At 67.0% G+C, this 26,882-nt stretch carries 27 protein-coding genes and 1 riboswitch; of the genes, 21 read left to right on the top strand and 6 right to left on the bottom strand.

What is annotated here, in order from left to right:
* Positions 1 to 113 precede the first annotated feature (113 nt).
* The 4 genes from coaBC (at position 114) to QNI11_RS19405 (ending at position 5,007) form a co-directional block, all read left to right on the top strand.
* The gene (coaBC, locus tag QNI11_RS19420; protein WP_283981400.1) at positions 114 to 1,319 is read left to right on the top strand and encodes a bifunctional phosphopantothenoylcysteine decarboxylase/phosphopantothenate--cysteine ligase CoaBC; all 1,206 of its coding nucleotides are present in this window, start codon (positions 114 to 116) and stop codon (positions 1,317 to 1,319) included.
* A complete protein-coding gene (gene dut, locus QNI11_RS19415; protein ID WP_283981399.1) occupies positions 1,316 to 1,783 on the top strand; it encodes a dUTP diphosphatase in 468 nt (155 codons plus the stop codon). Before coaBC ends, dut begins: the two co-directional genes overlap by 4 nt.
* On the top strand, positions 1,783 to 2,835 hold the full coding sequence (locus QNI11_RS19410; RefSeq protein WP_283981398.1) for a HesA/MoeB/ThiF family protein: 1,053 nt from the start codon (positions 1,783 to 1,785) through the stop codon (positions 2,833 to 2,835). Before dut ends, QNI11_RS19410 begins: the two co-directional genes overlap by 1 nt.
* 162 nt (positions 2,836 to 2,997) lie before the next feature.
* Positions 2,998 to 5,007, top strand: coding sequence for a M3 family metallopeptidase (locus tag QNI11_RS19405; RefSeq protein WP_283981397.1), 2,010 nt, complete (start codon positions 2,998 to 3,000; stop codon positions 5,005 to 5,007).
* A gap of 28 nt (positions 5,008 to 5,035) precedes the next feature.
* On the opposite strand, the gene QNI11_RS19400 is transcribed toward QNI11_RS19405, so the two are convergent.
* A complete protein-coding gene (locus QNI11_RS19400; protein WP_283981396.1) occupies positions 5,036 to 6,043 on the bottom strand; it encodes a TraB/GumN family protein in 1,008 nt (335 codons plus the stop codon).
* Between the two features lie 80 nt (positions 6,044 to 6,123).
* On the opposite strand from QNI11_RS19400, the gene QNI11_RS19395 reads away from it, so the two are divergent.
* Positions 6,124 to 6,801, top strand: coding sequence for a DUF2161 domain-containing phosphodiesterase (locus QNI11_RS19395; RefSeq protein WP_100928962.1), 678 nt, complete (start codon positions 6,124 to 6,126; stop codon positions 6,799 to 6,801).
* Between the two features lie 7 nt (positions 6,802 to 6,808).
* On the opposite strand, the gene QNI11_RS19390 is transcribed toward QNI11_RS19395, so the two are convergent.
* Positions 6,809 to 7,792: a DMT family transporter gene (locus tag QNI11_RS19390; RefSeq protein WP_283981395.1), complete on the bottom strand. Its 984-nt coding sequence runs from the start codon at positions 7,790 to 7,792 to the stop codon at positions 6,809 to 6,811.
* Between the two features lie 246 nt (positions 7,793 to 8,038).
* On the opposite strand from QNI11_RS19390, the gene QNI11_RS19385 reads away from it, so the two are divergent.
* Both QNI11_RS19385 and QNI11_RS19380 read left to right on the top strand, forming a co-directional pair.
* Complete coding sequence (locus QNI11_RS19385) at positions 8,039 to 8,383, top strand: hypothetical protein (protein ID WP_283981394.1); 345 nt, start codon at positions 8,039 to 8,041, stop codon at positions 8,381 to 8,383.
* Positions 8,376 to 8,987 carry a DedA family protein gene (locus QNI11_RS19380; protein ID WP_283981393.1) on the top strand — a complete coding sequence of 204 codons (612 nt, stop codon included), beginning with the start codon at positions 8,376 to 8,378 and terminating at the stop codon, positions 8,985 to 8,987. Before QNI11_RS19385 ends, QNI11_RS19380 begins: the two co-directional genes overlap by 8 nt.
* Here QNI11_RS19380 and QNI11_RS19375 read toward each other — a convergent pair.
* Entirely contained in the window at positions 8,972 to 9,901 is a 930-nt protein-coding gene (locus tag QNI11_RS19375; RefSeq protein WP_283981392.1) for an L-lactate dehydrogenase, read from the bottom strand. The genes QNI11_RS19380 and QNI11_RS19375 overlap by 16 nt on opposite strands.
* A gap of 325 nt (positions 9,902 to 10,226) precedes the next feature.
* On the opposite strand from QNI11_RS19375, the gene QNI11_RS19370 reads away from it, so the two are divergent.
* From QNI11_RS19370 to QNI11_RS19350, 5 genes are all read left to right on the top strand, one after another.
* Positions 10,227 to 11,003 (top strand): transglutaminase family protein, encoded by a 777-nt coding sequence (locus QNI11_RS19370; protein WP_283981391.1) that lies wholly within the window; start codon positions 10,227 to 10,229, stop codon positions 11,001 to 11,003.
* A gap of 85 nt (positions 11,004 to 11,088) precedes the next feature.
* Entirely contained in the window at positions 11,089 to 11,517 is a 429-nt protein-coding gene (locus tag QNI11_RS19365) for a PACE efflux transporter (protein ID WP_283981390.1), read from the top strand.
* A gap of 238 nt (positions 11,518 to 11,755) precedes the next feature.
* Positions 11,756 to 12,067: a co-chaperone GroES gene (locus QNI11_RS19360; RefSeq protein ID WP_005854733.1), complete on the top strand. Its 312-nt coding sequence runs from the start codon at positions 11,756 to 11,758 to the stop codon at positions 12,065 to 12,067.
* Between the two features lie 49 nt (positions 12,068 to 12,116).
* A complete protein-coding gene (groL, locus tag QNI11_RS19355; protein WP_100928968.1) occupies positions 12,117 to 13,760 on the top strand; it encodes a chaperonin GroEL in 1,644 nt (547 codons plus the stop codon).
* 239 nt (positions 13,761 to 13,999) lie between these two features.
* The gene (locus tag QNI11_RS19350; protein ID WP_283981388.1) at positions 14,000 to 14,293 is read left to right on the top strand and encodes a hypothetical protein; all 294 of its coding nucleotides are present in this window, start codon (positions 14,000 to 14,002) and stop codon (positions 14,291 to 14,293) included.
* 3 nt (positions 14,294 to 14,296) lie between these two features.
* On the opposite strand, the gene QNI11_RS19345 is transcribed toward QNI11_RS19350, so the two are convergent.
* Positions 14,297 to 14,728 (bottom strand): gamma-glutamylcyclotransferase, encoded by a 432-nt coding sequence (locus QNI11_RS19345; RefSeq protein ID WP_283981387.1) that lies wholly within the window; start codon positions 14,726 to 14,728, stop codon positions 14,297 to 14,299.
* 160 nt (positions 14,729 to 14,888) lie between these two features.
* Between QNI11_RS19345 and QNI11_RS19340 the strand changes: the two genes are divergently transcribed.
* The 5 genes from QNI11_RS19340 to QNI11_RS19320 all read left to right on the top strand — a co-directional run bounded on the left by QNI11_RS19340 (position 14,889) and on the right by QNI11_RS19320 (position 20,802).
* Entirely contained in the window at positions 14,889 to 15,488 is a 600-nt protein-coding gene (locus tag QNI11_RS19340) for a ribonuclease HII (protein WP_283981386.1), read from the top strand.
* A 114-nt stretch (positions 15,489 to 15,602) separates the two neighbouring features.
* The gene (locus QNI11_RS19335; RefSeq protein ID WP_100928972.1) at positions 15,603 to 16,700 is read left to right on the top strand and encodes a site-specific DNA-methyltransferase; all 1,098 of its coding nucleotides are present in this window, start codon (positions 15,603 to 15,605) and stop codon (positions 16,698 to 16,700) included.
* A 148-nt stretch (positions 16,701 to 16,848) separates the two neighbouring features.
* On the top strand, positions 16,849 to 17,508 hold the full coding sequence (locus QNI11_RS19330; protein ID WP_283981385.1) for a cupin domain-containing protein: 660 nt from the start codon (positions 16,849 to 16,851) through the stop codon (positions 17,506 to 17,508).
* A gap of 139 nt (positions 17,509 to 17,647) precedes the next feature.
* Positions 17,648 to 18,541, top strand: coding sequence for a DMT family transporter (locus tag QNI11_RS19325; protein ID WP_283981384.1), 894 nt, complete (start codon positions 17,648 to 17,650; stop codon positions 18,539 to 18,541).
* Positions 18,542 to 18,675: 134 nt separating this feature from the next.
* Positions 18,676 to 20,802: a methyl-accepting chemotaxis protein gene (locus QNI11_RS19320; RefSeq protein ID WP_283981383.1), complete on the top strand. Its 2,127-nt coding sequence runs from the start codon at positions 18,676 to 18,678 to the stop codon at positions 20,800 to 20,802.
* 9 nt (positions 20,803 to 20,811) lie between these two features.
* Here QNI11_RS19320 and aroC read toward each other — a convergent pair whose 3' ends face one another.
* The gene (aroC, locus tag QNI11_RS19315; RefSeq protein WP_283981382.1) at positions 20,812 to 21,915 is read right to left on the bottom strand and encodes a chorismate synthase; all 1,104 of its coding nucleotides are present in this window, start codon (positions 21,913 to 21,915) and stop codon (positions 20,812 to 20,814) included.
* Between the two features lie 91 nt (positions 21,916 to 22,006).
* Positions 22,007 to 22,117, top strand: a riboswitch (TPP riboswitch).
* Positions 22,118 to 22,157: 40 nt separating this feature from the next.
* Between aroC and QNI11_RS19310 the strand changes: the two genes are divergently transcribed.
* The 4 genes from QNI11_RS19310 (at position 22,158) to QNI11_RS19295 (ending at position 25,889) form a co-directional block, all read left to right on the top strand.
* Positions 22,158 to 23,144 (top strand): thiamine ABC transporter substrate binding subunit, encoded by a 987-nt coding sequence (locus QNI11_RS19310; RefSeq protein WP_283981381.1) that lies wholly within the window; start codon positions 22,158 to 22,160, stop codon positions 23,142 to 23,144.
* Positions 23,120 to 24,631: a thiamine/thiamine pyrophosphate ABC transporter permease ThiP gene (locus QNI11_RS19305; protein ID WP_283981380.1), complete on the top strand. Its 1,512-nt coding sequence runs from the start codon at positions 23,120 to 23,122 to the stop codon at positions 24,629 to 24,631. Before QNI11_RS19310 ends, QNI11_RS19305 begins: the two co-directional genes overlap by 25 nt.
* Positions 24,618 to 25,316, top strand: coding sequence for an ATP-binding cassette domain-containing protein (locus QNI11_RS19300; protein ID WP_373418409.1), 699 nt, complete (start codon positions 24,618 to 24,620; stop codon positions 25,314 to 25,316). The genes QNI11_RS19305 and QNI11_RS19300 overlap by 14 nt, the downstream gene beginning before the upstream one ends.
* A 63-nt stretch (positions 25,317 to 25,379) precedes the next feature.
* Positions 25,380 to 25,889 (top strand): DUF6653 family protein, encoded by a 510-nt coding sequence (locus tag QNI11_RS19295; RefSeq protein WP_283981379.1) that lies wholly within the window; start codon positions 25,380 to 25,382, stop codon positions 25,887 to 25,889.
* Here QNI11_RS19295 and QNI11_RS19290 read toward each other — a convergent pair.
* Entirely contained in the window at positions 25,879 to 26,799 is a 921-nt protein-coding gene (locus tag QNI11_RS19290) for a PLP-dependent cysteine synthase family protein (protein ID WP_283981378.1), read from the bottom strand. The two genes, QNI11_RS19295 and QNI11_RS19290, sit on opposite strands and share 11 nt — an antisense overlap.
* Positions 26,800 to 26,882 lie beyond the last annotated feature (83 nt).

The following is a 26,882-nucleotide window of genomic DNA, read 5'->3' as shown; positions in this document are numbered from 1 at the left end:
TCACCGATCCTGCCATGGGGCCCTTTCCATTGCCTCGGGGGCGAGGGTAGGGTGCACCCGTTAATGAAGGATCAGGCCGCGCAGGCGGCTCACGACATCGGGAAGGGACTGGGATGCTGGCGGGCAGACGGATCCTGTTGATCATCGGCGGTGGCATTGCCGCCTACAAGTCGCTGGACCTGATCCGGCGCCTGCGGGAGCGCGGCGCCGCCGTGACACCTGTCATGACCCGCGCGGCCTCCGAATTCGTGACGCCGCTGAGCGTGGCCGCCCTGGCCGGGGAAGACGTGCACGCCGACCTCTTCGACCTCACGAGCGAGGCGGAGATGGGCCATATCCAGCTGTCCCGCGTGGCGGACCTCGTGGTGGTTGCACCGGCGACCGCCGACCTCATGGCGAAGATGGCAGGGGGCCACGCGGACGACCTGGCGTCGACCCTGCTGATGGCCACTGACACGCCGGTCATGATTGCCCCTGCGATGAACGTGCGCATGTGGGACCACGCGGCCACGCAACGCAACCTGGCCACGCTGCGCGGTGACGGCATCATGGTGGTCGGTCCGAACGAGGGCGACATGGCCTGCGGCGAATACGGGCCGGGCCGCATGGCCGAACCGCTTGAGATCTTGGCGGCCATCGACGCCGCGCTGGCGGACGGACCGCTGAAGGGGCGCCGGGTGCTGGTGACCTCCGGTCCGACACATGAACCCATCGACCCGGTGCGCTATATCGCCAACCGCTCGTCCGGGGCGCAGGGCACGGCAGTGGCCGAGGCGCTGCGCGATCTGGGGGCAGAGGTCGTCTTTGTCACCGGCCCGGCGGACGCCCCCCGGCCCACGGGTGTGCAGGTGGTCGAGGTCGAGAGCGCAAGGGAGATGCGGGAGGCCGTCATGGCCGCGCTGCCCGTCGATGCGGGGGTCTTCGCGGCCGCGGTGGCCGACTGGCGGGTAAAGTCCGCCTCTGCCTCGAAGATCAAGAAGACGGCGGGGCAACTGCCCGTGCTGGAGTTCGAGGAAAACCCCGACATCCTGCGCGACGTGTCTGCGCTGAAGGACGGGCGTCCCTTGCTGGTCGTGGGCTTCGCGGCCGAGACGGATGACGTGGTCGCCAACGCCACGGCGAAACGCGCCCGCAAGGGCTGTGACTGGATCGTGGCGAACGACGTCTCGCCCTCGACGGGCATCATGGGCGGCACGGAAAACGCGGTGGTTCTGATCACCGCCGAGGGGGCCGAGGAATGGCCGCGTGCTGCCAAGCGTGACGTTGCGCGCAAGCTGGCGGATCGGATCGCCGAGGCACTGAAGCAGGTGCAGGCATGAGCGCGCGGGACGTGGACATCGTGTTTGCGTGGGAACCGGAGGCGGACCGTTCGCTGGGCCTGCCTTCCTACGCGACGGCAGGCGCCGCCGGTGCCGACCTGCGCGCCAACCTGCCCGACCGGGGCACGCTGACGCTGGAGCCCGGCGCGAGGACGCTGGTGCCGACGGGTCTGCGCCTTGCCATTCCCGATGGCTACGAGGTGCAGGTGCGGCCGCGTTCGGGCTTGGCCCTGAAACACGGGATCACCCTGCCCAATGCGCCCGGAACCATCGACAGCGATTACCGTGGCCCCCTGGGCGTCATCGTGATGAATGCGGGCGACGTGCCTTTCGTGATCGCCCACGGCGACAGGATCGCGCAGATGGTCGTGGCCCCGGTCGTACGCGGCCGCTTCAGCGTGGCGGAGGACCTGCCCGACACCGCGCGCGGCGCGGGCGGCTTCGGTTCGACGGGGCGCGGCTGATGCTTCTGGTTCTCAGCATCGGCGTCTTGGTCTGGGGGTTCGGCCGTCTCGTGGGGGCCAGCCGCGAGGCGCGCGCTTACATGGTGGCGCTGCTTTATGTCGGTGTCCTCGTGGTTCATGTGGTCCTGCCATTCGGCCATCCCCTGCGGATTGCCACCGGCGAAAGCGCCGCGCCCTGGCTGATCCTCGGCGGGATGCTCCTGTTTGGCCTTGCCTACGCATGGGGTGTTCGCCGGCTGAAGGAGCGCGCAGAAGTCAGGGAGGCGGACGAGGCTCCGGCGCAGGACCCCGGCGCCTTCCGGCCCGGCGAACTGGAACGCTACGCCCGCCACATCGTGCTGCGCGAACTGGGCGGGCCGGGGCAGAAGCGGCTGAAACAGTCCCGCGTGCTGGTCGTGGGCGCCGGGGGGCTCGGGTCGCCCGCGCTTCTGTACCTCGCGGCGGCGGGTGTCGGGACCATCGGCGTGATCGACGACGACACGGTCGACAGCGGCAACCTGCAGCGGCAGGTGATCCACACCGACGCCCGGATCGGCACGCCCAAGGTGTTCTCGGCACAGGCGGCTATGGAGGCGCTGAACCCCTATGTCACCGTGCGCCCCTACAAGCGCAGGCTGGACGCCGCGACGGCAGCGGCGCTGCTGGAGGACTACGACGTTGTCCTCGACGGGACCGACAACTTCGACACCCGCTACCTGGTGAACGCGGCTTGCGTGGCGGCAGGCAAACCGCTGGTTTCGGGCGCGCTCAGCCAGTGGGAAGGACAGGTCAGCGTGTTCCATCCCAAGGGTGGCGGCCCGTGCTACCGCTGCATCTTCCCCGAGGAACCGGCAGCCGGTCTGGCCCCGTCCTGCGCGGTGGCGGGCGTGCTGGGCCCTCTGCCCGGCGTCGTGGGGTCGATGATGGCCGTCGAATGCGTGAAGCTGATCGCGGGCGCAGGGCAGCCCCTGATCGGCGAAATGCTGATCTATGACGCGCTCTGGGGCGAGACCCGCAAGATCGGGCTGAAGCCCACGCCCTGTTGCCCTGACTGCGGGGGCAAGGCGGCGTGAAACCCCGCCCTACCTGTGCGGCGCCCTGCGCCACGCGGGGGCCGATGACTGCACGTACGGCAATACCCCGCCCCGGGCCGGTTCGCGGCGTCCGATCCGACGGAACGGATTGAAGCGGTCCGCCCGGGCGCATAGCTTTCCTGCAAACGTCTGGAGACCGATATGACCAATCCGCTTCTGAAGACCTGGGACACGCCCTATGGCCTGCCGCCCTTTGCAGAGATTTCCGATGCCGACTTCGGCCCCGCTTTCGATGCCGCCATGGCCGAGGACCTTGTCGAGGTCGAGAAGGTGGCCACCAACCCGGAACCGCCGACCTTCGAGAACACCATCGAGGGATTGATGCGGACGGGGTCCGCGCTGGATCGCGTGGCGGGGGTCTTCTACAATCTCGCCGGTGCGGACAGCAACGACGCGCGCGAAGCCCTGATGCGCGACTATGCCCCGCGGCTCTCGGCGCATTCCTCGGCCATCTTCTCCAATAAACCGCTGTTCGAACGCATCCAGGCGGTGTGGGAGGCGCGCGACGCGCTGGATTTGACGCCTGAACAGGCGCGGGTGCTGATGCTGACCCATCGCAACTTCGTCCGTGCGGGCGCCGCTCTGGAAGGGGAAGAGGCCGCGCGCATGACGGTGGTGAAAGGGCGGCTGGCCGAGCTGGGCACCGCCTTTACCCAGAACGTGCTGGCGGACGAACGCGACTGGTACATGGAGCTTGCCGAGAAGGACCTCGAAGGGCTGCCGGCCTTCGTCGTCAACGCGCTGCGCGGGGCGGGCGAGGAGCGAGGCAAAGGCCCCTGCGTGACGCTGTCGCGGTCCGTCATCACGCCGTTCCTGCAGTTCAGCCCGCGCCGCGACCTGCGTGAGAAGGCCTTCCGCGCCTGGGCGGCGCGCGGCGCCAACGGCGGCAAGACCGACAACCGCGGCATCGCCGCCGAAACCCTGAAGCTGCGCGAGGAACGCGCGGCGCTGCTGGGGCACTCGGACTTCTCCTCCTTCAAGCTGGAAACGGAGATGGCGGGCACCGCCGACAACGTGCGCGAGCTGCTGATGCAGGTCTGGACCCCGGCCCGCGCCGCCGCCCTGAAGGATCAGGAGGTACTGGAGGGCATGCTGCATGCGGACGGCATCGACGGCCCGCTCGAGCCATGGGACTGGCGCTACTACGCCGAAAAGCGGCGCAAGGCGGAGCACGATCTGGATGAGGGCGAGATCAAGCCGTACTTCCAGCTGGACCGGATGATCGACGCGGCCTTCGCCTGTTCGGAGCGGCTGTTCGGCCTGACGTTCGAGCCGCTCGACGTGCCGCTGTACCACCCGGACTGCCGGGCATGGACGGTGCAGCGCGAGGGTGAGACGATTGCCGTCTTCATCGGCGACTACTTCGCGCGCGGATCGAAGCGGTCGGGCGCGTGGTGTTCCGCCTTCCGGGCGCAGCGCAAGTTCCCCGACGTGCAGATCCCGGTGGTCGTCAACGTGTGCAACTTTGCCAAGGGATCGCCTGCGCTCCTGTCCTATGACGACGCGCGCACCCTGTTCCACGAATTCGGCCACGCGCTGCACCAGATGCTGTCCGACGTGACCTACGAGATGGTCTCGGGGACCAGTGTGGCGCGCGATTTCGTCGAACTGCCCTCGCAGCTTTACGAACACTGGCTCGAAGTGCCCGAAGTGCTGGCGGAATATGCCACCCACGCCGACACCGGGGAGCCGATGCCGAAGGACCTGCTGGACAAGGTGCTGGCGGCAGCGACCTACGACATGGGGTTCCAGACCGTCGAATACGTGGCCTCCGCGCTGGTCGACCTGGAATTCCATGCCGGTCCCGCGCCCGCCGATCCGATGCAGAAGCAGGCGCAGGTGCTGGAAGAGATCGGGATGCCGCGCGCGATCCTCATGCGCCACGCGACCCCGCATTTCGCCCATGTCTTCGCGGGCGACGGCTATTCCTCCGGCTACTACAGCTACATGTGGTCCGAAGTGATGGATGCCGACGCCTTCGCCGCCTTCGAGGAGGCGGGCGATGCCTTCGATCCGGCGATGGCGGGCCGTCTGGAAGAGTTCATCCTGTCCAAGGGCGGATCGGTGGAGGCCGAAGACCTCTACACCGGGTTCCGGGGGCGGATGCCCGGCGTCGATGCGCTGCTGAAAGGCCGCGGGCTGGCGGCCTGAACCGGGCGGCGCGCGCCGGGGCTTTGGCTCAGAACGGCGCGCGCTCCAGCTCGAACCCTTCCTCCGCCAGGAGGTTCAGCACCCCTTCCTCGCCGGACAGGTGGGCGGCACCGAAGGCGGCGATCACCGTCCCATCGGTGCTGTCCAGCGTGTCGAGGATCACGGGAATCCACGCGCGGTTGCGGGCGTTTATCATCGCGCCGTTCACGGTGTCGAAAACCGTGTCGGCCTCGGCTTTGCCCAGCGGGGTCAGGCGAGGTGACAGGACTTCCAGAACCACTTGGCTTTCGGCGTGGGCTTCTTCGAAGTACGTGCTGATGATGGTCTCGAACAGATCCTCGTTCACGTCCGCCGGCGCAAGCGCGGAGCGGATCATGGACAGCTGCGCCTCCATCGGGACGGCGGCGAAAAGCGCGAGACCCGTGTCCCAGGGCTCCAGCGACCGGGTGGGCACGCCCTTTTCCTCGGCGAGGGCTTCGAGCCGGACGTCGAGGCCGTCGTCCTGCTCCAGCAGGTCCTTCATACAGGCGGGCACCGACAACAGCATCGAGACATACCACGGCTGCATCCGGGCGCCGACGAAGGCGGGCATGCCGCGCGCGGCCATTGCGCCCGACAGTTGCTGCCACTCGTCCTCCGACAGAAGGTCGGGAAGGCTGCCGTCCGACAGCATGAACATGGCCGGATCGCTGGCGATGCTCGCTTCCATGGCTTCCCGGTCGGTGCCCGACATCTCGAGCAGCAGGGTGGCGGCGTCGTCCAGAAGCGGCGCGATCCGCTCGACCGGCGCGTCGAGGCGCGGGTCGGACAGGTGGATCGTGCCGACGAGGTGGATGGTCTCGGTGCCGCGCCGCGCGATCCAGTGGTTGCCGGTCGGGTAGGGCATCGCGGCCACGCGGGCGTCGACCTCAGCCCTTTCCTCGGGCAGCAGGGCGGGACGCAGGTCATCACCGCTGCAACGGGCATGCGCAAGCACGGGAAGCGCGGTGAACGCCAGTCCCATGACGAGGGACAGTGCGGTTTTTACAAGGGACATACAGGCTCCTTCGGTTGTCCCGCACTTTCTGCGCATGGGCGGCGCTGGACAAGGGGCAATGCCCGGGAAACACTGTGATCATGGAACGGGAAAGCGAGCTTTATGCACCCGTGAAGGCTTTGCTGGAAAAGCAGGGCTACACGGTAAAGGGGGAGGTCGGCGCGGCCGACTTGATGGCGGTGCGCGGCGACGATCCGCCGGTGATCGTGGAGCTGAAGCTGCGGATCACCCTGTCGCTGTTCCACCAGGCCTGCGCACGCCTGAAGCTGACCGACCATGTCTATGTCGCCGTCCCCAAACCCTCGGGCAAGACGGCACGGCGGGCGCTGAAAGACAACCGCGACCTCTGCCGACGGCTGGGACTGGGTTTCATCGTGGTGCTGCCGGACGCGCGGGTGGAGGTGCTCTGCGATCCCGGGCCATACGCGCCGCGCAAGAGCCGGAAGAAATCCGACCGCCTGCTGCGGGAGTTCGAGGCGCTGCGCGGCGATCCGAACGAGGGTGGCGCGACGCGGCACGGCATTGTTACCGCCTACCGGCAGGACGCGCTGGCCTGCGCGGCCTTTCTGGCGGAGGCCGGCCCGAGCCGAGGGCGGGATGTGGTGGCAGCGACCGGCGTGGCGCGGGCCACCGGGCTGATGCGCGACAATCACTACGGCTGGTTCGACAAGGTTGCGACGGGGGTCTACGCCCTGTCGGAGGCCGGTCGCGACGGGCTGGTGCACTGGGCCTATTCGTGGGAGCCGGGCGGCGCGTAGCCCCGCCCTACAAACCGTTCTGCGGCGTTGCGGCGGCTTCGTCCGCTCGTGCCCGCGCGGCGGCGGCCCGGCCCTCTCGCGCGGCGATACGCTCGCGGTGAAGGGTATAGAGGCCGGACGCCACGATGATCGCGCAGCCTACCAGCGTCCAGAGATCCGGCAGATCGGCAAAGACGATAAAGCCGTAGAAGGTGCTCCAGATGATGAGCGAGTAATGGATCGGGGCCAGCGCCACCGCCTGTGCGATGTCGAGCGCGCGGATGACCAGCACCTCGCCCACGCCCGCCGTCGCCGCGAGGCCGAAGATCACGAGCCAGAGCTGCAGCGTGTCGGGCGTCTTCCAGACGAACGGCAGGGCGAGCGCCACAAGGACCGTCGACGTGATCGAGGTGAAGGCCACGGTCGTCATCACGTTGTCGGCGCCCGACAGCGTCCGCGACAGGACCTGCCGTGTGGCAAAGAAACAGGCAGCGAGCACGATGAACCCGATGGCGGGGTGGAACACGCCCAGTCCGGGCCGGATCACGATCAGCATCCCGACAAAGCCCACTGCCACGGCGGCCCAGCGGCGTGCGCCGACGGGTTCGCGCAGGAACAGCGCCCCCATCAGCGTCACGAGGAAGGGCGCGATGAAGGTCACGGCGACAGCGTCGGCCAGCGGCACGTAGGTCACCGCCAGCACGAAGCACAACGCCGAAGACGCTGCGCAAATGCCGCGCAGGATCTGGATCGCGGGCAGTTGCGACCGCAGCAGATGTGTGCCCTTCACGGCCAGCATCACGATCACGCCCATGAACAGGCCGATCTGGCGGAAGAACACGATCTGCGCGGCCGGCAGAGAATCCGTCAGGAACTTTGCCTGCACGTCGCAGGCGGCGAAGGCGAAGAACCCCAGCGCCATCAGGAGAATGCCACGCATGTTCTGGCTTTCGGGGCCGCGGTTCGGGTTGGGCTTGACCGACAGAAGCGGCGTGGCCTGAGGAGAGGGCATGGCAGACTCGAATGGTTGACCGCCAGACCCTAGACGCCGCGTCGCAGAATGGAAATGGCAGGCGGCGGGCATCTGCCTTGCATATCTGCAAGGACGCTGTCTCTGCCGCGCATTTTGCCATTATTCGCCCACCGGTCCCGGCGCCGCGACGGGGCCGGAGACGGCAACCGTGTCACCTGCACGCATTGCCATGCCCCGGTCGGCTGTCCAGACTGGGACGCGGCGGCAGCGGTAAGGAGCGGTCACATGAGACGACTTTGGCGGGAAGCGCCGTACCTGACGGCAGGGCTGGCCCTGGCGCTGCTGGTCGCGCTCATCTTCGCCGCGCGTCTCGCCATGGGGATGGCCTACTGGTCTGATCCCGGGCACCAGGATCAGCCCATTGCGCCGTGGATGACGCCGCGCTTTGTCGCCATGTCGTGGGATGTGCCGAAGGAGGTGGTGATGGAGACGCTGGACCTCTCGCCGGACAGTTCCGGGCCGCGGCGCCTGTCCGACCTGTCCGAAGCGCGTGGCGTGCCGGTCGAGGACCTCATTGCCCAGCTAGAAGCCGCGATTGCCGCCTATCGCGCGAGTGCGCCGAATGACTGAGACGGTCTTCGAACTCGTCTCGACCTACGGGGTGTGGGTGGTGGCCATGTCGGCTTTCGTGTCCTGCCTTGCCGTCCCGGTGCCGACTGCGCTGGTCATGCTGGCGGCGGGGGCCTTTGCGGCCTCCGAAGACCTGTCTTTGTGGCAGGTCTGGCTGGCTGGATGGCTTGCCGCGCTGGCGGGCGACAACACCGGCTACCAACTGGGCCGCTGGGGCGGGGCGCCGTTCCTGAGCTGGCTGGGCAGCCGGACAGGGCGCGCGGCACTGATCGCGCGCGGCGAGGCGCTGGTCCGCGACCGTGGCGGGCTGGGGGTGTTCTTTTCCACCTGGCTGGTGGCGCCGCTCGGGCCGTGGGTCAACGTGGTGTCGGGCGCCATGGGGCTGCCCCGCTGGCGCTTTGCGATCTGGGACACGGCGGGAGAGACCATCTGGGTCAGCGGTTATGTCCTGCTGGGCTATGCCTTCGGCGCGCAGGTCGACACCGTCGCCCGTCTGGTCAGCGACTGGGCCGGGCTGGTGGCGGCGCTGGCTGTGGCGCTGGGGTTCGCGGTGGCGCTCGTCCTGCGCCTGCGTCACCGGCACTCCGGTCAGAGCGACAACTGATCGAAGGTATCCTTGAGCAGCATGGCGGAGGCTTCGAGCGCGGCGTTCTCCTGCCGCGAGATGTCCGGCATCAGTTCGGCGGTCACGCCTTCGCGCCCCACCACGCGGGGGAGGGAGCAGGCGACGCGGCGCACGCCCGCCACGTCCGACAGGGTGGAGACGGTCAGCACCACCTGTTCGTCCGATCCGATGGCAGAGACCAGACGGGCCAGCCCGGCGCCGATGCCGTACCACGTCGCGCCCTTGCCCTCGATGATCGTGTAGGCGGCGTTGCGGACGCCCTTGTCGATGCGCTCCCGCACCTCGGCGGTCAGCGGCGCACGGATCTGCGCCGCGAAACTCTCGATCGAGACGGACCCGGCACGGGCGGCGGTCCAGGCAAGCACCTCCGTATCGCCGTGTTCGCCCAGCACATAGGCATGGACGGAGCGGGGAGCGATGTTCAGGTGCCGGCCCAGCAGCCAGCGGAATCGGGCCGTGTCGAGGATCGTGCCCGACCCGATCACCCGGCCCGCCGGCAGGCCGCTCAGCGCCTGCGTGACATGGGTCATAATGTCGACGGGGTTGGAGGCGATCAGAAGGATCGCGTCGGGGGCGGCACGGGTCACCTCCGCCACCACGGAGCGGAACACCTCCGCGTTGCGGGACAGGAGTTCCAGACGGCTTTCCCCGGGCTTCTGCGACACCCCGCAGGCAAGGATCACCACGTCGGCGCCGGACAGGTCGTCATAGTCGCCCGCTGCAACCCGTGCCGAGCCCGAAAAGGGCACAGCGTGGGCGATGTCCTCTGCCTCCGCCTGCGCGCGTGCCTTGTTGAGGTCCACGAGAACGATTTCAGAGGCGGCGCCCCGCATGACGCAGGCGAAGGCCGCTGCCGATCCGACCATGCCTGCGCCGACTATTCCGAGCTTCATCAAATGGTCCCTGCGAATGGTTTTACCCGAGGATAGGTCCGTGATAGCGGCGCGGGCAAAGAACTTCGACCTCTCGCGCCACGCCAGTGATGAAAATGGCGCGGGATTGTGCGTCCGGACTCCGGATACTTCACGAGTAAACAAAATCAATGGCTTAACATGGCGCCTTGGCTGCGCCTCGGTAGGATGACTTGGAACGGTTCGGGCAGTCTGCGCAGCGCTTTCCGGCCCCTACGCGAGCCGTTGGGTTGTTATCGGACGCATGTGCAACGATCCTGATCCGGCGGTGTTGTCATCAGGATCTCCAGACAAAAAGGCCTTTCTCATGCTCATGTCGATACACGTCACGATGCACTACCGGTTCGCCAATCCGAACATCGCCTTTCTCGCGCTGGAGGCGGCACGGACAGACGGGCAGACCATCCTGTCGGAGAGCCTCTCCACCGGGGACGCGGAGCTGACCCGGATCGCGGGCGATGCAGACATCGGCGAGCGGATCTGGGCCCGTATTCCCGGCGGGGACCTGAAGCTCGACTACAAGGCGACGCTGGAGATCACGCGTCCCGCGCCCGCGCTCCAGACCCTCAAGGCCGCCCCGCTTCCCGAGATCCCGGCAGAGCCCGCGCCCTACCTGCGGCCCTCCCGCTATTGCCAGTCCGACAAGTTCACCGCTTTCGTCGGCAAGCGGTTCGGCAATCTGGAAGGCGGTGCAAAGGTCGCGGCGATCCGTGACTGGATCGAGGACGAGCTGGATTACGTGCCCGGCAGTTCCGACGCGGACACCAACGTGCTGGAAACCTTCGCCGGACGGCAGGGAGTGTGCCGCGACTATGCGCACCTTTTCTGCACGATGGTCCGTGCCGCCGAGATCCCGGCACGCTGCGTGGCCGTCTACGGCCCGGACGTCACCCCGCAGGACTTCCACGCGGTGGGGCAGGTGTGGCTGGACGGGGCGTGGCACCTTGTCGATCCGACGGGCATGTGCACGGCGGATGCCCTGGCTGTCGTGGCCGTGGGTCGGGACGCCTACGACATCGCGTTCCTCGGCTCGCAGGCCCCGGCAGAACTGATCGAGCAGACCGTGAACGTGACGCGCGGGTGATGTTCAGGCGGGCGATCCGGCCTTGCCTCCGCCGCTCGGTCCGGTAGGCCTGCTGCACGCCGAAGCCTCGCCGGAAGCCAGACCCATGAGGACGACCCGCGACCGCATCCGCCACGCGGTCCTGTTCGAGATCACCGCCCTGATGATCGTCGCCCCGCTGGGCGGCGCGGTCTTCGCCGTGCCGGTCGGGCATTTCGGGGTGGTTGCCGTGATCAGCAGCCTCATCGCGATGGGCTGGACGTATCTCTTCAACCTCTGGTTCGACCACATGCTGGTGCGGACAGGGCGCCCGTTGCGCAAGACCGTGCCCATGCGGATCCTTCATGCGGTGGCCTTCGAGGTCGGGCTGACGGGCCTGCTTGTCCCGTTCATGGCGCTCTATCTCGGGGTTTCCCTTGGCGAGGCGCTGCTGATGGACATCGGTCTGACCGCTTTCTACTTCGGCTTCACGGTCGCCTACAACTGGGCCTATGATGCGGTCTTCCCGATCCCGGCGGACATCCGGCGCCCTTGATCTGCGCGGTCTTCCGCCGCACGGGCTTGGTTCCGCGGGCGGTTCTGCATATGTCCCCTGAATGCGATGACACAGGCTCGCCCGCCCGGTAATCGCACAAAAAATCTCTTCACCTCATGTTGACACGACTCGGCAGGTTCCTTACTTCAGCGCCGTTAGCACTCTCTCCACTTGAGTGCTAACGGCCCGCTCGAAGACGAGGGGCCAAGGTTGTAACTTTGAGCTAGGAGACTCGAAGATGGCATTCAAACCGCTTCATGACCGCGTGCTGGTTCGTCGCGTAGAATCGGACGAAAAGACTGCTGGTGGCCTGATCATCCCCGATAGCGCCAAGGAAAAGCCGGCAGAGGGCGTGGTTGTCGCGTGTGGCGAAGGTGCACGCAAGGACAGCGGCGAGCTGATCGATATGGCCGTCAAAGAGGGTGACAAGGTCCTCTTCGGCAAGTGGTCGGGCACCGAAGTCAATGTCGGCGGCGAAGAGCTGCTGATCATGAAGGAAAGCGACATCCTGGGCATCATCACCGATGACGCGGCTGCCAAGGCAGCCTGAACGCCGGTTCTGATTTCCAACGACAACTTCTGACACAGGAGACTTTCGAATGTCCGCAAAAGACGTGAAATTCAACACCGACGCCCGCAGCAAGATGCTGAAGGGTGTGAACATCCTCGCCGACGCCGTGAAAGTGACGCTTGGCCCGAAAGGCCGGAACGTGGTTCTGGACAAATCCTTCGGCGCGCCGCGCATCACCAAGGACGGTGTGTCCGTGGCCAAGGAAATCGAACTGGAAGACAAGTTCGAGAACATGGGCGCGCAGATGGTGAAGGAAGTTGCTTCCCGCACCAACGACGAAGCCGGTGACGGCACCACCACCGCCACCGTTCTGGCCCAGGCCATCGTCAAGGAAGGCATGAAGGCCGTTGCAGCCGGCATGAACCCGATGGACCTGAAGCGCGGCATCGACATGGCAACTGCCAAGGTCGTCGAGCACATCAAGAACGCGGCCCGCACCGTCGAGAATTCCGACGAGGTCGCACAGGTCGGCACCATCTCCGCGAACGGCGAGGCCGAGATCGGCCGTCAGATCGCCGACGCGATGCAGAAAGTCGGCAACGAGGGTGTCATCACCGTCGAAGAAAACAAGGGCCTCGAGACCGAGACCGATGTCGTCGAAGGCATGCAGTTCGACCGCGGCTACCTGAGCCCCTACTTCGTGACCAACGCAGACAAGATGATCGCAGAACTCGAAGACTGCATGATCCTGCTGCACGAGAAGAAGCTCTCCTCGCTCCAGCCGATGGTTCCGCTGCTCGAGCAGGTGATCCAGTCGCAGAAGCCGCTTCTGATCATCGCGGAAGACGTGGAAGGCGAAGCGCTGGCGACCCTCGTGGTCAACAAGCTGCGTGGCGGCCTGAAGATCGCAGCCGTGAAGGCACCGGGCTTCGGTGACCGTCGCAAGGCCATGCTGCAGGACATCGCGATCCTGACCGGCGGCCAGGTGATCTCCGAAGACCTCGGCATGAAACTCGAGTCGGTGACCATGGACATGCTTGGCAACGCCAAGAAGGTCTCCATCACCAAGGACGAGACCACCATCGTCGATGGCGCTGGCCAGAAGTCCGAGATCGAGGCACGCGTTTCCCAGATCCGTACGCAGATCGAAGAGACCACCTCCGACTACGACCGTGAAAAGCTGCAGGAACGCGTTGCCAAGCTGGCAGGCGGTGTGGCTGTCATCCGCGTCGGCGGCATGACCGAAGTCGAAGTGAAAGAGCGCAAGGACCGCGTGGACGACGCTCTGAACGCGACCCGCGCAGCCGTGCAGGAAGGCGTTGTCGTCGGTGGCGGCGTGGCGCTGGTGCAGGGTGCGAAGGCGCTGGACGGTCTGGAAGGTCAGAACGCCGACCAGAACCGCGGCATCTCCATCGTGCGCATCGCACTGGAAGCGCCGCTGCGTCAGATCGCGCAGAACGCGGGTGTCGACGGCTCCGTGGTGGCTGGCAAGGTCCGTGAATCGACCGACCTGAAGTTCGGCTACAACGCGCAGACCGACGAGTACGGCGACATGTTCAAGTTCGGCGTCATCGACCCGGCGAAAGTCGTCCGCACCGCGTTGGAAGACGCATCTTCGATCGCAGGCCTGCTGATCACCACCGAAGCGATGGTGGCCGACAAGCCGCAGAAAGAAGGCGCAGGCGCCGGCGCAGGCATGCCCGACATGGGCGGCATGGGCGGCATGATGTAATCTGCCCGCTGCAGATGAATTCAGGGAAGGGCCGGTGTTTCACCGGCCCTTTTCTTTTCCCGGACGCATTGGAGAAGGCGCGTGGCCCTTGCACCAGTGCCCTACCGAAGATGGTTCGGGGCGCTCCCCTGCTTTGCCCAGCGTTTCGGATTTGCGTGACTGACAAACCTGAGGGGAATTCCCCTCGCGAAACCTGCGCCCTCTGGCTATCCTGCTTCAGCACTGAATGGGACGCGTTCATGAGTCGTCGGGATAGCAGGAAAGCGATGGAGCTGCGTCTTCCGGACGAACTCCGGAAGCGTCTGGTGTCCACGTCCGGGCAGTACCTCCCCCTCGCCTATCTCGCGCGACAGGCCCTGCGCCGCGCCCTGGACGGTGAGGCGGGCTGGGAGGTCGATGTCACCCCCGGCAATAGCCGTCCCATCCTCCTGCAGCTGTCCACGGAGGAGCAGGCCCGGCTGGACATCTGGATGACTGCACGCGGCGTGAACGCAGAGGTTGCCGTGCTCTCGCTGATCTCAGCCGTGGTCTGAGGGTCAGCGCACGTCCGGCGCCACGTCCGAAAAGCGGCCCTCGGGGATCGGGCGGGCCGTGCTGACGTCCCAGGTGTAGAGGTAGCACTCGGCGTCGTGGCGCGTGCCATCGTGCAGAATGACCTCGATGGTGCGGCGCACGTATTCATGCGGCTCGGGCCAGTCAGGAGAGCAGCCCTCGAAATCGTCCAGCGGGCCGAAGACCGCGTCCGGGTTGTGGATGTGGTGCAATTCGCCATGCACCCGGTCGTCAGGATCCGGAGAGGGCAGGGCGCCGGGATAGGCGTTCTGGCCGGGATCGTCCGGGTCGTCGATCAGGTAGAGCCGCGCGCGGATCGTGCCCTCGCCGACAGAGGACGCGTGCCGCCGCAAGAGCGCGCCCATCGGATGGTCCGCGGTCGTGGTCAAGGTGCCGTATACAAAGAGTAGGGTCATCGTCTGGGTTCCGTCCGCCTGGGTCCCGCTTGATAGGAAATCGGGGGCCATGGGTGAAGCCCCGTTTGCCTTTCCTTACGCGACGGTGCGCCTTTTTCGTACCGGCCGATGCGGATCGAGGCGCTTGCCGCAAGGCTCATCATGCGCTTTGAACCCCAGTATGGAGATGAGATTCGAAGAAGCGCTTTGGGCGCAGGGCATGGATCGTGTGGCCGGCGTCGACGAGGTCGGGCGCGGGCCACTCGCGGGGCCGGTCGTGGCAGCGGCGGTGGTTCTGAACCGGGCGTCGATCCCGGACGGGCTGAACGACTCGAAGAAACTGTCGATAAAACGGCGGGAGTTCCTCGCGCCACTCCTGTGGCAAAGCGCCGAAGTGTCCATCGGCCAGGCGTCCGTCGAGGAGATCGACGAGATGAACATCCTGCAGGCCAGTCTGCTTGCGATGCGGCGGGCCGTCGAAGGTCTGCCCAAGGCTCCGGACCATCTTCTGGTCGACGGCAACCGCGCGCCCGGCGGCATTCCATGTGACGCGACTTGCATCGTCGGCGGCGACGGCCGCAGCCCGAGCATCGCGGCGGCCTCAATTGTGGCCAAAATCTGGCGGGATGATGTCATGAAGAGGGCCGCGACACAGTACCCGGGTTATGGTTGGGAAACGAACGCCGGATATCCGACCAAGTGTCACAAATCTGCCCTCCGAAATCTTGGGGTTACGCCTTTCCATAGACGTTCCTTCAAGCCGGTGCGCGATATCTTGTGACAAGTCAAAACTGCAACCTACTGATTCAATAAATAAATTGACCGCGAATCGGTTTGGACTCAGATTCGAAGCCAACAACTGAGCGTGAAAACACGCCGGGGACAGAGGCAGAGAATGACAACGATGACACGTGCGAAGAGCGCCGCCGCGCTCCCGATCAATCAGATATTGGCAGGTGACTGTATCGAGGTGATGGACAGTCTTCCGGAGGCGTCTGTCGACCTGATCTTTGCAGATCCGCCTTACAACCTGCAGCTCAAGGGAGAGCTGCACCGTCCCGACAACTCCCGCGTGGATGCGGTGGACGACCATTGGGACCAGTTCAGCAACTTCGCCGCCTATGACGCCTTTACCAAGGACTGGCTGCGTGCGGCGCGCCGGCTGCTCAAGCCGGATGGCGCGATCTGGGTGATCGGTTCCTATCACAACATCTTCCGTGTCGGCGCCGCGTTGCAGGATGCAGGCTTCTGGATCCTGAACGACGTGGTCTGGCGCAAGGCCAACCCGATGCCCAACTTCCGCGGCAAGCGCTTCACCAACGCCCACGAGACGATGATCTGGGCGTCGAAGTCCGAAGGCGCGAAGTACACCTTCAACTACGAGGCGTTGAAGTCCCTGAACGAGGGCATCCAGATGCGCTCTGACTGGGTTCTGCCGATCTGCAACGGCGGTGAACGCCTGAAGGACGCCAACGGCGACAAGGCTCATCCGACGCAGAAGCCGCAGTCGCTGCTGCACCGTGTGATCGTCGGCTCGACCAACCCGGGTGACGTTGTGCTGGACCCGTTCTTCGGCACCGGCACGACCGGCGCCGTCGCCAAGATGCTGGGCCGTGACTGGATCGGCATCGAACGCGAATCCGCCTACCGCGAGGTCGCGCTGAAGCGGATGGGTGACGTGCGGGCCTTCGACAAGGGCGCGCTGGAGGTCAGCACCTCCAAGCGGGCAGAGCCCCGCGTGCCCTTCGGCCAGTTGGTCGAGCGCGGCATGCTGCGGCCCGGCGAGATGTTGATCAACGGCCGTGGCCAGATGGCCAAGGTGCGCGCGGACGGCACGCTGGTGGGCGACGGCGTGACAGGCTCCATCCACCAGGTGGGGGCCAAGCTCGAGGGCGCGCCCTCCTGCAACGGCTGGACCTACTGGCATTTCCGCCGCGACGGCAAGACAGTGCCGATCGACGTTCTGCGCCAGCAGATCCGCTCGGAGATGTAAGAACACCCCCAGAGGGTTTCCCCTAATTCAAGAACACCGCCGGTGCACTGTGGGCTGCCACAGGCACTGACTTGCCCCGTCTGCCCTGCAGACGGGGCTTTTTTTGTGGGTGGGTCCGGTTATCCTGACCCGAAAGGGAGGGCTGCCCATGCGGTTGAGAGCGGATTTCACCCGACGCGAGGTGGTGCGTCCGGAGGATTACGAATGGCGGTCGTCTCCGGCGAGCGGCGTGGACCGGATGATGCTGGACCGGATCGGCGAGGAGGTGGCCCGCGCCACCACCATCGTGCGCTTCGCCCCGAACAGCGCCTTCGATCCCCACACGCATGGCGGCGGCGAGGAATACCTCGTGCTGGAGGGCATCTTCTCCGATGAGTTCGGCGACTATCCGGCGGGCACCTACGTGCGCAATCCCATCGGCACGCGCCACACGCCGCGCATCGGCCCCGAAGGTGCGACGATCCTCGTGAAGCTCTGCCAGTTCGACGAAAATGATACTGAACAGAAGGTCATCGACACCCGGACGGCGCAGTTCCAGCCGGGCAGGGCGCCGGGTGTGAGCGAGCTTCTCCTGCACGATGTACCGGGCGAACGGGTCCGCATGGTGCGGTTGGCGCCGGGTGCACGGCTGGACACTGCGGACAAGGAGCCATCCGAGGAGATCTTCGTGGTGGAGGGCGTCCTGGACGACGACACCGGGCGCTGTCCCGCGGGGACCTGGCTGCGCAGTCCGGACGGCGCGGGCAAAAGCCGGGGATCGCAGGACGGCTGCCTGCTCTATGTGAAGACTGGCCACCTTCCGGTCTGAACCATTGCACGTGGTGGCGCATAGCCCCACCCTACGGACCGTCGGGACACCCTGTAGGGCGGGGCTGTGCGCCGCTCCGGCGCGGGACCTGCGCGGCGGGCCTTTCCCTCGGTCGGCGCAGGGCCTAAGCCTTGGCGCCATGGACATGCGAGCAATACTCATGGGACTGGCCTTCGCGGCGATGTGGTCCTCTGCCTTCACTTCCGCACGGATCATCGTCGCCGCCGCCCCGCCGCTTACCGCACTGGCTCTGCGCTTCCTGATTTCGGGCCTCATCGCCGTCGTGATCGCACTGATCATGCGGCAAAGCTGGCGGCTGACGGCGGCGCAATGGCGTGCGACCATCGTTTTCGGCATCTGTCAGAACGCGCTCTATCTCGGGCTCAACTTCGTCGCCATGCAGACCATCGAAGCATCGCTGGCCGCGATCATCGCGTCGACCATGCCGCTTCTGGTGGCGCTTGCCGGGTGGCTCTTCCTGGGCGAAAAGCTGGTGGGGCAGGCCGCGCTGGGGCTGGTGGCCGGTGTGCTGGGCGTGGTGATCATCATGGGCGCGCGCTTCGGCGGGGGGCTCGACCTCTTCGGCGTGACGCTCTGTGTTCTGGGGGTGCTGGCCTTGACCGTAGCCACCCTGTCGCTGCGGGGGGCGACCTCCGGCGGGAACTTCATGATGGTCGTGGGCCTGCAGATGCTGATCGGCAGCGCGGTGCTCTGGGTGCCTGCCCTCGCGCTCGAGACACCAGCGATCACGTGGTCGCCGCGGCTGATTGCGGCCTTCGCCTACACGACGCTGGTGCCCGGTCTTGCGGCCACCTTCGTCTGGGTGCTGCTGGTCAACCGCATCGGGACCGTCCGGGCGTCGACCTTCCACTTCCTCAACCCGTTCCTCGGCGTGGCCATCGCGGCCGCGCTGCTGGGTGAGAAACTGCGCCTGCTCGATCTGGTCGGCGTGGCCGTGATCGCGGGCGGTATCCTCCTGGTGCAGCTTGCGAAACTGCCCGCCGCCTCTGCCCCCGTGCCGCGCGAAAACTAAAAAACCTGCGAAAACCACGGCAGTTTGCCGAAGCCGGCGGCAGGTTTTGTTTACCCATCGCATCTAGGGTCGCGCCAAGGCCGTGGGGCGGAGTTTTCTGTCCCCGCGCGCCAGCCATCGACGCGAGGTACAGCATGAGCCGGCTCTCCATTCGACTGCAGATCTTCCTCCTGGCCGCGGTTCTCGTCGGGTCGCTGCTGGCGGTGTCCGGACTTGGCTGGGTCACCCAGCGCCAGCTGGGCGCCGTGATCCAGAGCGGCAACAACACTTCCGAGGAGAGCGCGGCACTGAATGCCCTGATGGAAGAAATCGACGAGTCCGTGTCCAACCTTCTGCTGTTCGGAGTAGCGCCGGACGGCAATTGGGAAACGTTTGCTGAGGGGTATGCCGCGTCGCTGACAAACCTCGCCGCGGCGGAGGCGCTGTTCACCAAGCCGTCGGAGAAACACACCTTCGCCCGCTCGCAACTGGAAAGCGTCCGGATCGCATTGGAGCAGATCCCGCAGTATTTCGAAGAGGCGCAGAGCGAGGCGCTCTTCGGTCAGCTCGACACGATCCGCCGGGACATCCTGCCGAAACTCGACACCGCCGAGGAGCATGTCGGTGACCTCATGGACTCGATCAACGACGCGGCGGCCTCGGCCCGTGCACAGGCGGAAACGACGCTCGAGTCTGCCGAGCTGCGCATCCTGCTGGCGAACAGCTTTGCCGCCGCCGTGGGCATACTCCTCGCGTATTTCTTCGGGCGCCAGCTTTCCCAGCCGATCGAGCGTGCGCGGGAACGGATCGGCCGCCTGGTCGAGAAAGATTACGACAGCCCGATCGCGGATCGCGACCGCGGGGACGAGGTTGGCGCCATTGCCCGCGCGCTCGAGGACCTGCGCCGAAAGCTGGTCGATGCAGAACGCGCCGAAGAGCGTACGCGGGCCGAAAACGGGCGCAGGATCGACCTCTTCCAGGCGCTCGGCGTGTCCATGAGCCAGCTGCGCGGCGGCAAGCTGGGGCAGCGGATCGAAGCGGAGGACTGGGAGGATCTGGGCGAGAGCTACGTCAAGCTGTGCCGCGATTTCAACGACCTGGCGCAGGCGCTCGAAACGTTGGTCGCTTCGCTGCGAGACAGCACCCAGACCGTGCGGAGCAACGCAACCGAGCTGTCCGGCATGTCGGAGGAGATGTCGCGCCGGGCGGAGGTGCAGGCCGCCACGCTGGAAGAATCCGCCGCGGCCCTCGACGCCTTGTCGAGCGGTGTGCAATCGGCGGCGGACAAGGCCAGGGACGCCGACGAAAAGGTCGTCGAGGGCCGGCGGCGCGCAGAGGAAGGCGGCGAAGTCATGGCCCGCGCCCTGCAAGCCATGAGCTCCATCGCGAAAAGCTCAGAACAGATCAGCCAGATCATCACGGTGATCGACGACATCGCCTTCCAGACCAACCTGCTGGCGCTCAATGCCGGGGTCGAGGCGGCGCGCGCGGGCGAATCGGGCAAGGGTTTCTCCGTGGTCGCCTCCGAAGTGCGGGGACTGGCGCAGCGCGCGTCCGCCTCCGCGGGCGAGATCAAGGAGCTCGTCATGAACAGCGTCGACCAGGTCGAGGACGGCGAGCGGCTCGTGCAGGAAACCAGCCAGACCCTGTCGCACATCGTGGACAGCGTGTCGGAGGTCTCCGGCCTCGTGTCGTCGATCGCACGGATGGCGCGCGAACAGGCGGGCGGCGTTCAGGAGATCAACGTTGGCATCGCCGAACTGGACAAGGTGACCCAGCACAACGCCGCCATGGTCAACCAGACCAGCGCATCGAGCCAGCAACTGACGGTCGAGGCGACGCGCCTGTCCGACCTTCTCGCGCAATTCACTGGCGGGACGGAAGTATCCGCATCCACCTCCGTCCCGCCGGGTGTGCCGGAACTCTTCGGAATGGATTTCACGCTTGAGACCCCTTTGGAGACCCGGGTTGGCACCGGGGCCCGTCGCCCTGCCATCAAGTCTGAGGCCGTAAGCTCCGATGACACAGCGGACGCCGGTGCGGGCACGTCAGGCGCAAAGGGCGGCGCATCTCGTGGCCGTGACAGGGCCGACGACGGGACCTCTGCCGAACAGAAAGAACGCCTGCTGCATGGCAGCTGGGAGGGGGAGAACGTCGATCCCCGCCCGGTCGAAGTGGCAGAAGAAAAGATGGCGGTCAACGCGCCCGCCGCGGCGCGGTCCCCCGCACCGAAAAAAGTGGTCTCTGCCGCCGCCGGCCCGGTCAGCTGGGACGAGTTCTGATCCGGCGGTTCAGCCGCCGATACGTCCGCCCGCGTCGCCGATCTGGCCGCGGTGCAGCAGCAGGTGGTCGAGGAGGACACAGGCCATCATCGCCTCGCCCACCGGGACCGCGCGGATGCCGACGCAAGGGTCGTGACGGCCCTTCGTGACGATCTCCGTCTCCTCGCCGGTCAGCGTGATGGTCTTGCGCGGCGTCAGGATCGACGAGGTCGGCTTCACCGCGAAGCGCACGACGATCTCCTGCCCCGTCGAGATGCCGCCAAGGATGCCGCCCGCGTGGTTCGAACTGTAGCGCGGCCCGGTGTTGGACATGAAGATCTCGTCGGCGTTCTGGGATCCGGTCAGCGCCGCCGCTGCCATGCCCTCGCCGATCTCGACGCCCTTCACCGCGTTGATCGACATCATCGCGGCGGCCAGATCGGTGTCGAGCTTGCCGTAGACCGGCGCCCCGAGACCGGCGGGCACACCGCGTGCCACGACCTCGATCACTGCACCGACGCTGTCGCCGGATTTGCGCAGGTCGTCGAGGTAGCCCGCCCAGTCTTCCGCCGTCTCGGCGTCCGGACACCAGAACGGGTTCTGCTCGATCTGCGCATCGTCGTAGCGGGCGGGGTCCGCCTTCCGCGGGCCCATCTGCACCATGTAGCCGCGGATCTCCACATCCGGGGCCAAGGCGTTCAGCGCCGCCCGTGCCAGACCGCCCGCCGCCACGCGCGCGGCCGTCTCCCGCGCGGAGGACCGGCCGCCGCCGCGATAGTCGCGAATGCCGTACTTCTGGAAATAGGTAATGTCGGCGTGACCGGGCCGGAACTTCTGGGCAATGTCGCCGTAGTCCTTCGACCGCTGGTCGGTGTTCTCGATCATCAGCTGGACCGGGGTGCCGGTGGTGCGCCCCTCGAACGTGCCCGACAGGATGCGCACGGCGTCCGGTTCGCGCCGCTGCGTGGTGTACTTGTTCTGCCCGGGCTTGCGCTTGTCCAGCCAGCGCTGAAGCATCGCCTCGTCGATCTCCACCCCCGGCGGCACGCCGTCGACGGTTGCCCCCAGCGCGGGGCCGTGGCTTTCGCCCCATGTCGTGACGCGGAAGATATGGCCGAAGGTGTTGAGGCTCATGGGCGGTCTCCTTTGGGCGGTGTCCTAGGGCAGGGCGCGCGGGCGCTCAAGGGGTTTCGCCTTGCCAGCCGGAGCGCACAGCCCTAGGGTCCGCCCTACCTCGGGGTGGCGGAGCACGATCCGCCTGAGATTTGCGTAGCCGCATCAACCCGTTGAACCTGAACCGGTTAGCACCGGCGGAGGGAAGGTATCGGTCTGACTCCGAATCTTGCCCTCTCGTGAGCGAAACTTGGAGGAAGATGATGAAGACCTTCACTTTTGCAGCGGGATTGTTTCTTGCCACCGGCGCCGTCACGGCTGCCGCTGCGCAGGAGGTTCTGACTGTTTATGCCCCGGACTACTTCGTCTCGGAGTGGGGCCCGGGCCCGAAGATCGAGGAACTGTTCGAGGCCCAGTGCGGCTGCGACCTGCAGTTCACGCCGGGCGAGCTGCTGCCCCGCATCATGCTGGAAGGCGACCGGACCGAGGCCGACGTGGTGATCGGCCTGAACACCGATGTCACGCAGAAGGCGCGGGAAAGCGGCCTCTTCGCGCCGCACGGGGTCGACCTGTCGCCCCTGACCCTGCCGCTCGACTGGACCGACGAGGTCTTCCTGCCGTTCAACTACGGGCATACGGCGTTTGTCTACGACGCGACGAAGATGGAGCCGCCGGCCTCGCTCGAAGCGATGGAGACGCTGCCCGAAGACGTGCGCATCGTCATCCAGGACCCGCGCACCTCGATCTCCGGCCTTGCGCTGGTGCTGTGGATCAAGTCGGTCTACGGCGAGGAGGCAGGCACCTTCTGGGAGGCGCTGGCGCCGAACATCGTCACCGTGACGAAGGGCTGGTCGGAAAGCTACGGGCTGTTCACCGATGGCGAGGCCGACATGGTGCTCAGCTACACGACTTCGCCCGCCTATCACATCATCGCCGAGGGCGACGAGACAAAGAAGGCGGCGATCTTCCCCGAGGGCCATTACTTCATGGTCGAACTGGGTGCGAAGGTGGCGGGCAGCGACCAGCCGGAGCTGGCGCAACAGTTCATGGACTTCATCCTCAGCCACGATTTCCAGTCGATGATCGCGACCGGCAACTGGTCGATCCCGGCCGCTCTGCCGAAGGACGAATGGCCGGAAGGGTTCCAGCAGCTCGACCTGCCGGAAGAGGTGATCTTCTATTCCGAGGACGAGGCCGCGGCGCTCAGGGACGAGGCTATCGAGGAATGGCGGCGCGCGCTCTCCCGCTGATCGCGGGCGCGGCCCTTGCATCGCTGACGCTGGGGCCGGTCGCGGTTGTGCTGCTGCGGGCCGGGGGGCTGGGTGCGCTTGCGCCCGGCGACCTAGCCGCGCTGCGCTTCACGCTTGTGCAGGCCGCGATCTCGGCGGCGGTCAGCGTGGCCTTGGCCGTTCCGGTGGCGCGGGCGCTGATGCGGCAACGCTTTCCCGGACGTGCGGCGCTGGTCGCGCTGATGGGGGCGCCGTTCATCCTGCCGGTGATCGTTGCGGTGATGGGCCTGATCGCGGTCTTCGGCCGGAACGGACTGGTGAACGGCCTGCTGGGTGTCCTCGGCCTGCCATTGGTCGATGTCTACGGGGTCCATGGCGTGGTGCTGGCGCATGTGTTCTTCAATCTGCCGCTCGCCGTCCGGATGCTGCTGAACGGCTGGCAGGCGGTGCCGGGAGAGCGGCTGCGCCTTGCGGCCTCGCTCGGCCTGTCGCGCGGAGCGATGTGGCGGGTGATCGACGCGCCGGTCGTGCTGCGCGTCGCGCCGGGCGCCTTCGTGGTGATCTTCGTGATCTGCCTGACCTCTTTTGCCGTGGCGCTGACGCTTGGCGGCGGACCGCGTGCGACGACCGTCGAGCTGGCGATCTACCAGGCGATGCGCTTCGATTTCGACCTCGGGCGGGCGTCGGTCCTGGCGCTGGTGCAACTGGCACTCGGTCTGGTCGCCGGGCTGGCGGCGCTGAAGATCGCGCGGGGCGAAGGGTTCGGCGTGGGCCGCGACCGCATCGTGCCGCGCAGCGACGGCAGGGGCTGGGTCCGGGGCGTGGACTACGCCTGGATCGTGGCGGCGGCGCTGTTCCTGCTGGTGCCGCTGGGAACCGTCCTGACACGGGGGGCGCCGGGGCTGCTGCTGCTGGGGCCGGACACCTTTCGCGCGGCGGGGCATTCGATCGCCGTGGCGCTGGCGTCCACCGTGCTGTGCATGGCTTGGGCCATGGCGCTCGCCAACCGGCGCGGAGAGCTGCTGGCGCTGGCGGCCATCGCCGTGTCGCCGCTGGTGCTGGGCACCGGGCTGTTCCTGATGCTGCGACCCTTCGTGAACCCTTTCAGCATGGCACTGCCGGTGACGGCGCTGGTCAATGCGCTGATGGGGCTGCCCTTCGCGCTGCGGATCATCGTCCCGCAGGCAGAGGCGGTGGAATCCGGCTTTGGCAGGCTGCGCGCCTCGCTGGGCATGACGGGGTTCGCGTGGTGGTGGCTGGTCTGGCTGCCCCGCCTGCGCCGTCCGCTGGGGTTCGCGTCGGGGTTGGTTGCGGCCTTGGCGATGGGCGACCTGGGGGTCATCGCGCTTTTCGCGGACCCGGACCGGGCGACGCTGCCGCTGCAGGTCTACCGGCTGATGGGATCCTACCAGATGGAGGCTGCGGCGGGCGCGGCCCTGTTGTTGCTGGGGCTCAGCCTTGGCGCGTTTGTCATGCTCGACCGGGGAGGGCGCCTTGCTGACGCTTGAAGCACTGCACGCCGACATGGATGGCACCACGCTGTCGGCCGATCTGTCATTGTCGCCGGGGCGGCGTGTGGCTGTGCTGGGGCCGTCCGGCGCGGGCAAGTCCACTCTGCTCGACCTCTTGGCCGGGTTCCGGACGGCACGGAGCGGCTGCATACTTTGGGACGGGCGCGACCTGACGACGGTGCCGCCCGAGAAGCGCCCGGTGTCTATCCTCTTCCAAGACGGCAACCTCTTCCCGCATCTCGACGTGGGGCGGAACCTCGGGCTGGCGCTGCGCCCGGACGGGCGGCGCCCCGGCCCGGAGGACACCGCGCGCATCGAAGAGGCGCTGCGGCGCGTAGGGCTGGAGGGCATGGCGGCGCGCAAGCCCGGCACGCTGTCGGGCGGGCAGCAATCGCGGGCAGCCCTTGCGCGCGTACTGCTCATGGCCCGGCCGATCCTTCTGCTGGACGAACCTTTCGCCGCGCTCGGTCCCGGCCTCAAGCGCGAGATGCTGGCGCTGGTGGGCGAGGTTGGCGCAAGCCTTGGCGCGCTGACGATCATGGTCACGCACGACCCGGGCGATGCGCGCGCCTTTGCCGAGGAGGTCGTGCTGGTGGCGGACGGTAGGGTGCATGCACCGGTGGCGACGGATGCCTTCTTTGCCGCGCCGCCGCCCGCGTTCCGGGACTACCTCGGGGAGTGAGGGGTTCCTGTGCCGTTGCCGGTCCGGTTATCCTCGAGCCGACAAAGGTGCGGGGGTGAGAGCATGCACAGACGGACTTCATTCCGGCTTTCCGAGCGGGTGATGGGCATGGACGCGGCCACATGGGCGCGCCATGCCAACCCGTGGAGCGCGTGGTCCCGCGTCACGATCCTGCCGCTGCTGGCGCTGGCCATCTGGAGCCGCGTTTGGATCGGATCCTGGGCGCTTCTGCCCATCGCCGCCGTGCTGCTGTGGGTCTGGCTGAACCCGCGGCTGTTCCCGGTGCCCCGGACCACGGACGCCTGGATGACGCAGGCGGTGTTGGGCGAGCGGGACTGGCTGGCGCAGGGCGACGCGCCGGAGGTGGCGCATCACCGGACCATGGTGCGCCTTCTGACCGGGGCCAGCGGCATCGGGAGCGTGGTGCTGATTGTCGGGCTGGTCTGGCTGAACGTCGTCCTGACGTTGGCGGGCCTTGTCCTCGCCATGGGCGGCAAGTTGTGGTTGATGGACGTGATGGTGCGCGCCCGCCGCGATCTGCAGGCAGCGGGGCGGGAGACGGTCAGTATTTGAGACCCGTGTCGCAGAGCACCGTCACCACGGTCGCGTCGCGCGCCAGACGGCCCGACGCCAGCAGCTTGGCCGCCGCGCAGACATTGGCTGCGGCGGAGTAGCCAACGTAAAGCCCCTCCTGCGCGGCAAGACGGCGGTGCCAGTCGGTGACTTCCGCGTCGGTGACGGTCATCCCGAAGTCCATCAGCGCCGCATCCCAGTGTGGCGGCACGAGGCCGTAGCCGGTGCCCTGCAGCATGTGCCGGGTCTTCACCACGGGTTTGCCTGCGAGCGGTTCGCTCCCTTCCGGTTCGACCGGCGCGCAAAGGGTCGCCGGGTTCGCGGTTTTCAGCGCCTTCGCGATGCCAACGTATGTGGACCCGGTGCCCACCGCCGCGACGAAGGCATCCACCGGGCCGTCTGCCTGGGCGAGGATCTCGGCGCCGGTGATCTCGTGGGCGGCGATGCCCTCGGTTGAGTTGAACTGGTCGACGTAGAAGGCGCCTTCGATGGTGGCGAGGCGCTGCGCCTCTTCCGCGGCGGCGGCGACATCGGCGCCCGTGACCTGCCCGGGGACGCCGTCGACCTGCGGCACCAGCACGACACGCGCGCCAAGGCCCTCCATCATGCGGGCACGGGCGGGGCTGTTACCGGCCGACATGGTCGCGATGAATGGATGGCCGAGGGCGGCGCAGACGACGGCCAGACCGGCACCCATGTTGCCGGAGGTCATCTCCACCACCGGCATACCGGGCTGCAGGCGTCCGTCGGCGCGGGCGGCGCGCAGGATGGCCAGCGCGGCGCGGTCCTTGACGCTGCCGCCGGGCATCAGGAACTCCGCCTTGGCCAGGATACGCCCCGGCCCCTCATGGCAGCGCGTCAACTCGACAAGGGGGGTGTTGCCGATGAGGTCGAGGACGGAGACGGGCATGGGCGGGCCTTTCGTGGTTTCCCGATGGGTAACGGGTCGCGCGGCCAGAGGCAAAGGGCCACAAGCGGCGCACCGCCCCAAAA

Origin of the sequence: Sagittula sp. MA-2 (assembly GCF_030126985.1) — a bacterium.
Lineage (GTDB): Bacteria > Pseudomonadota > Alphaproteobacteria > Rhodobacterales > Rhodobacteraceae > Sagittula.
This window is presented reverse-complemented; position numbering and strand designations above follow the sequence as displayed.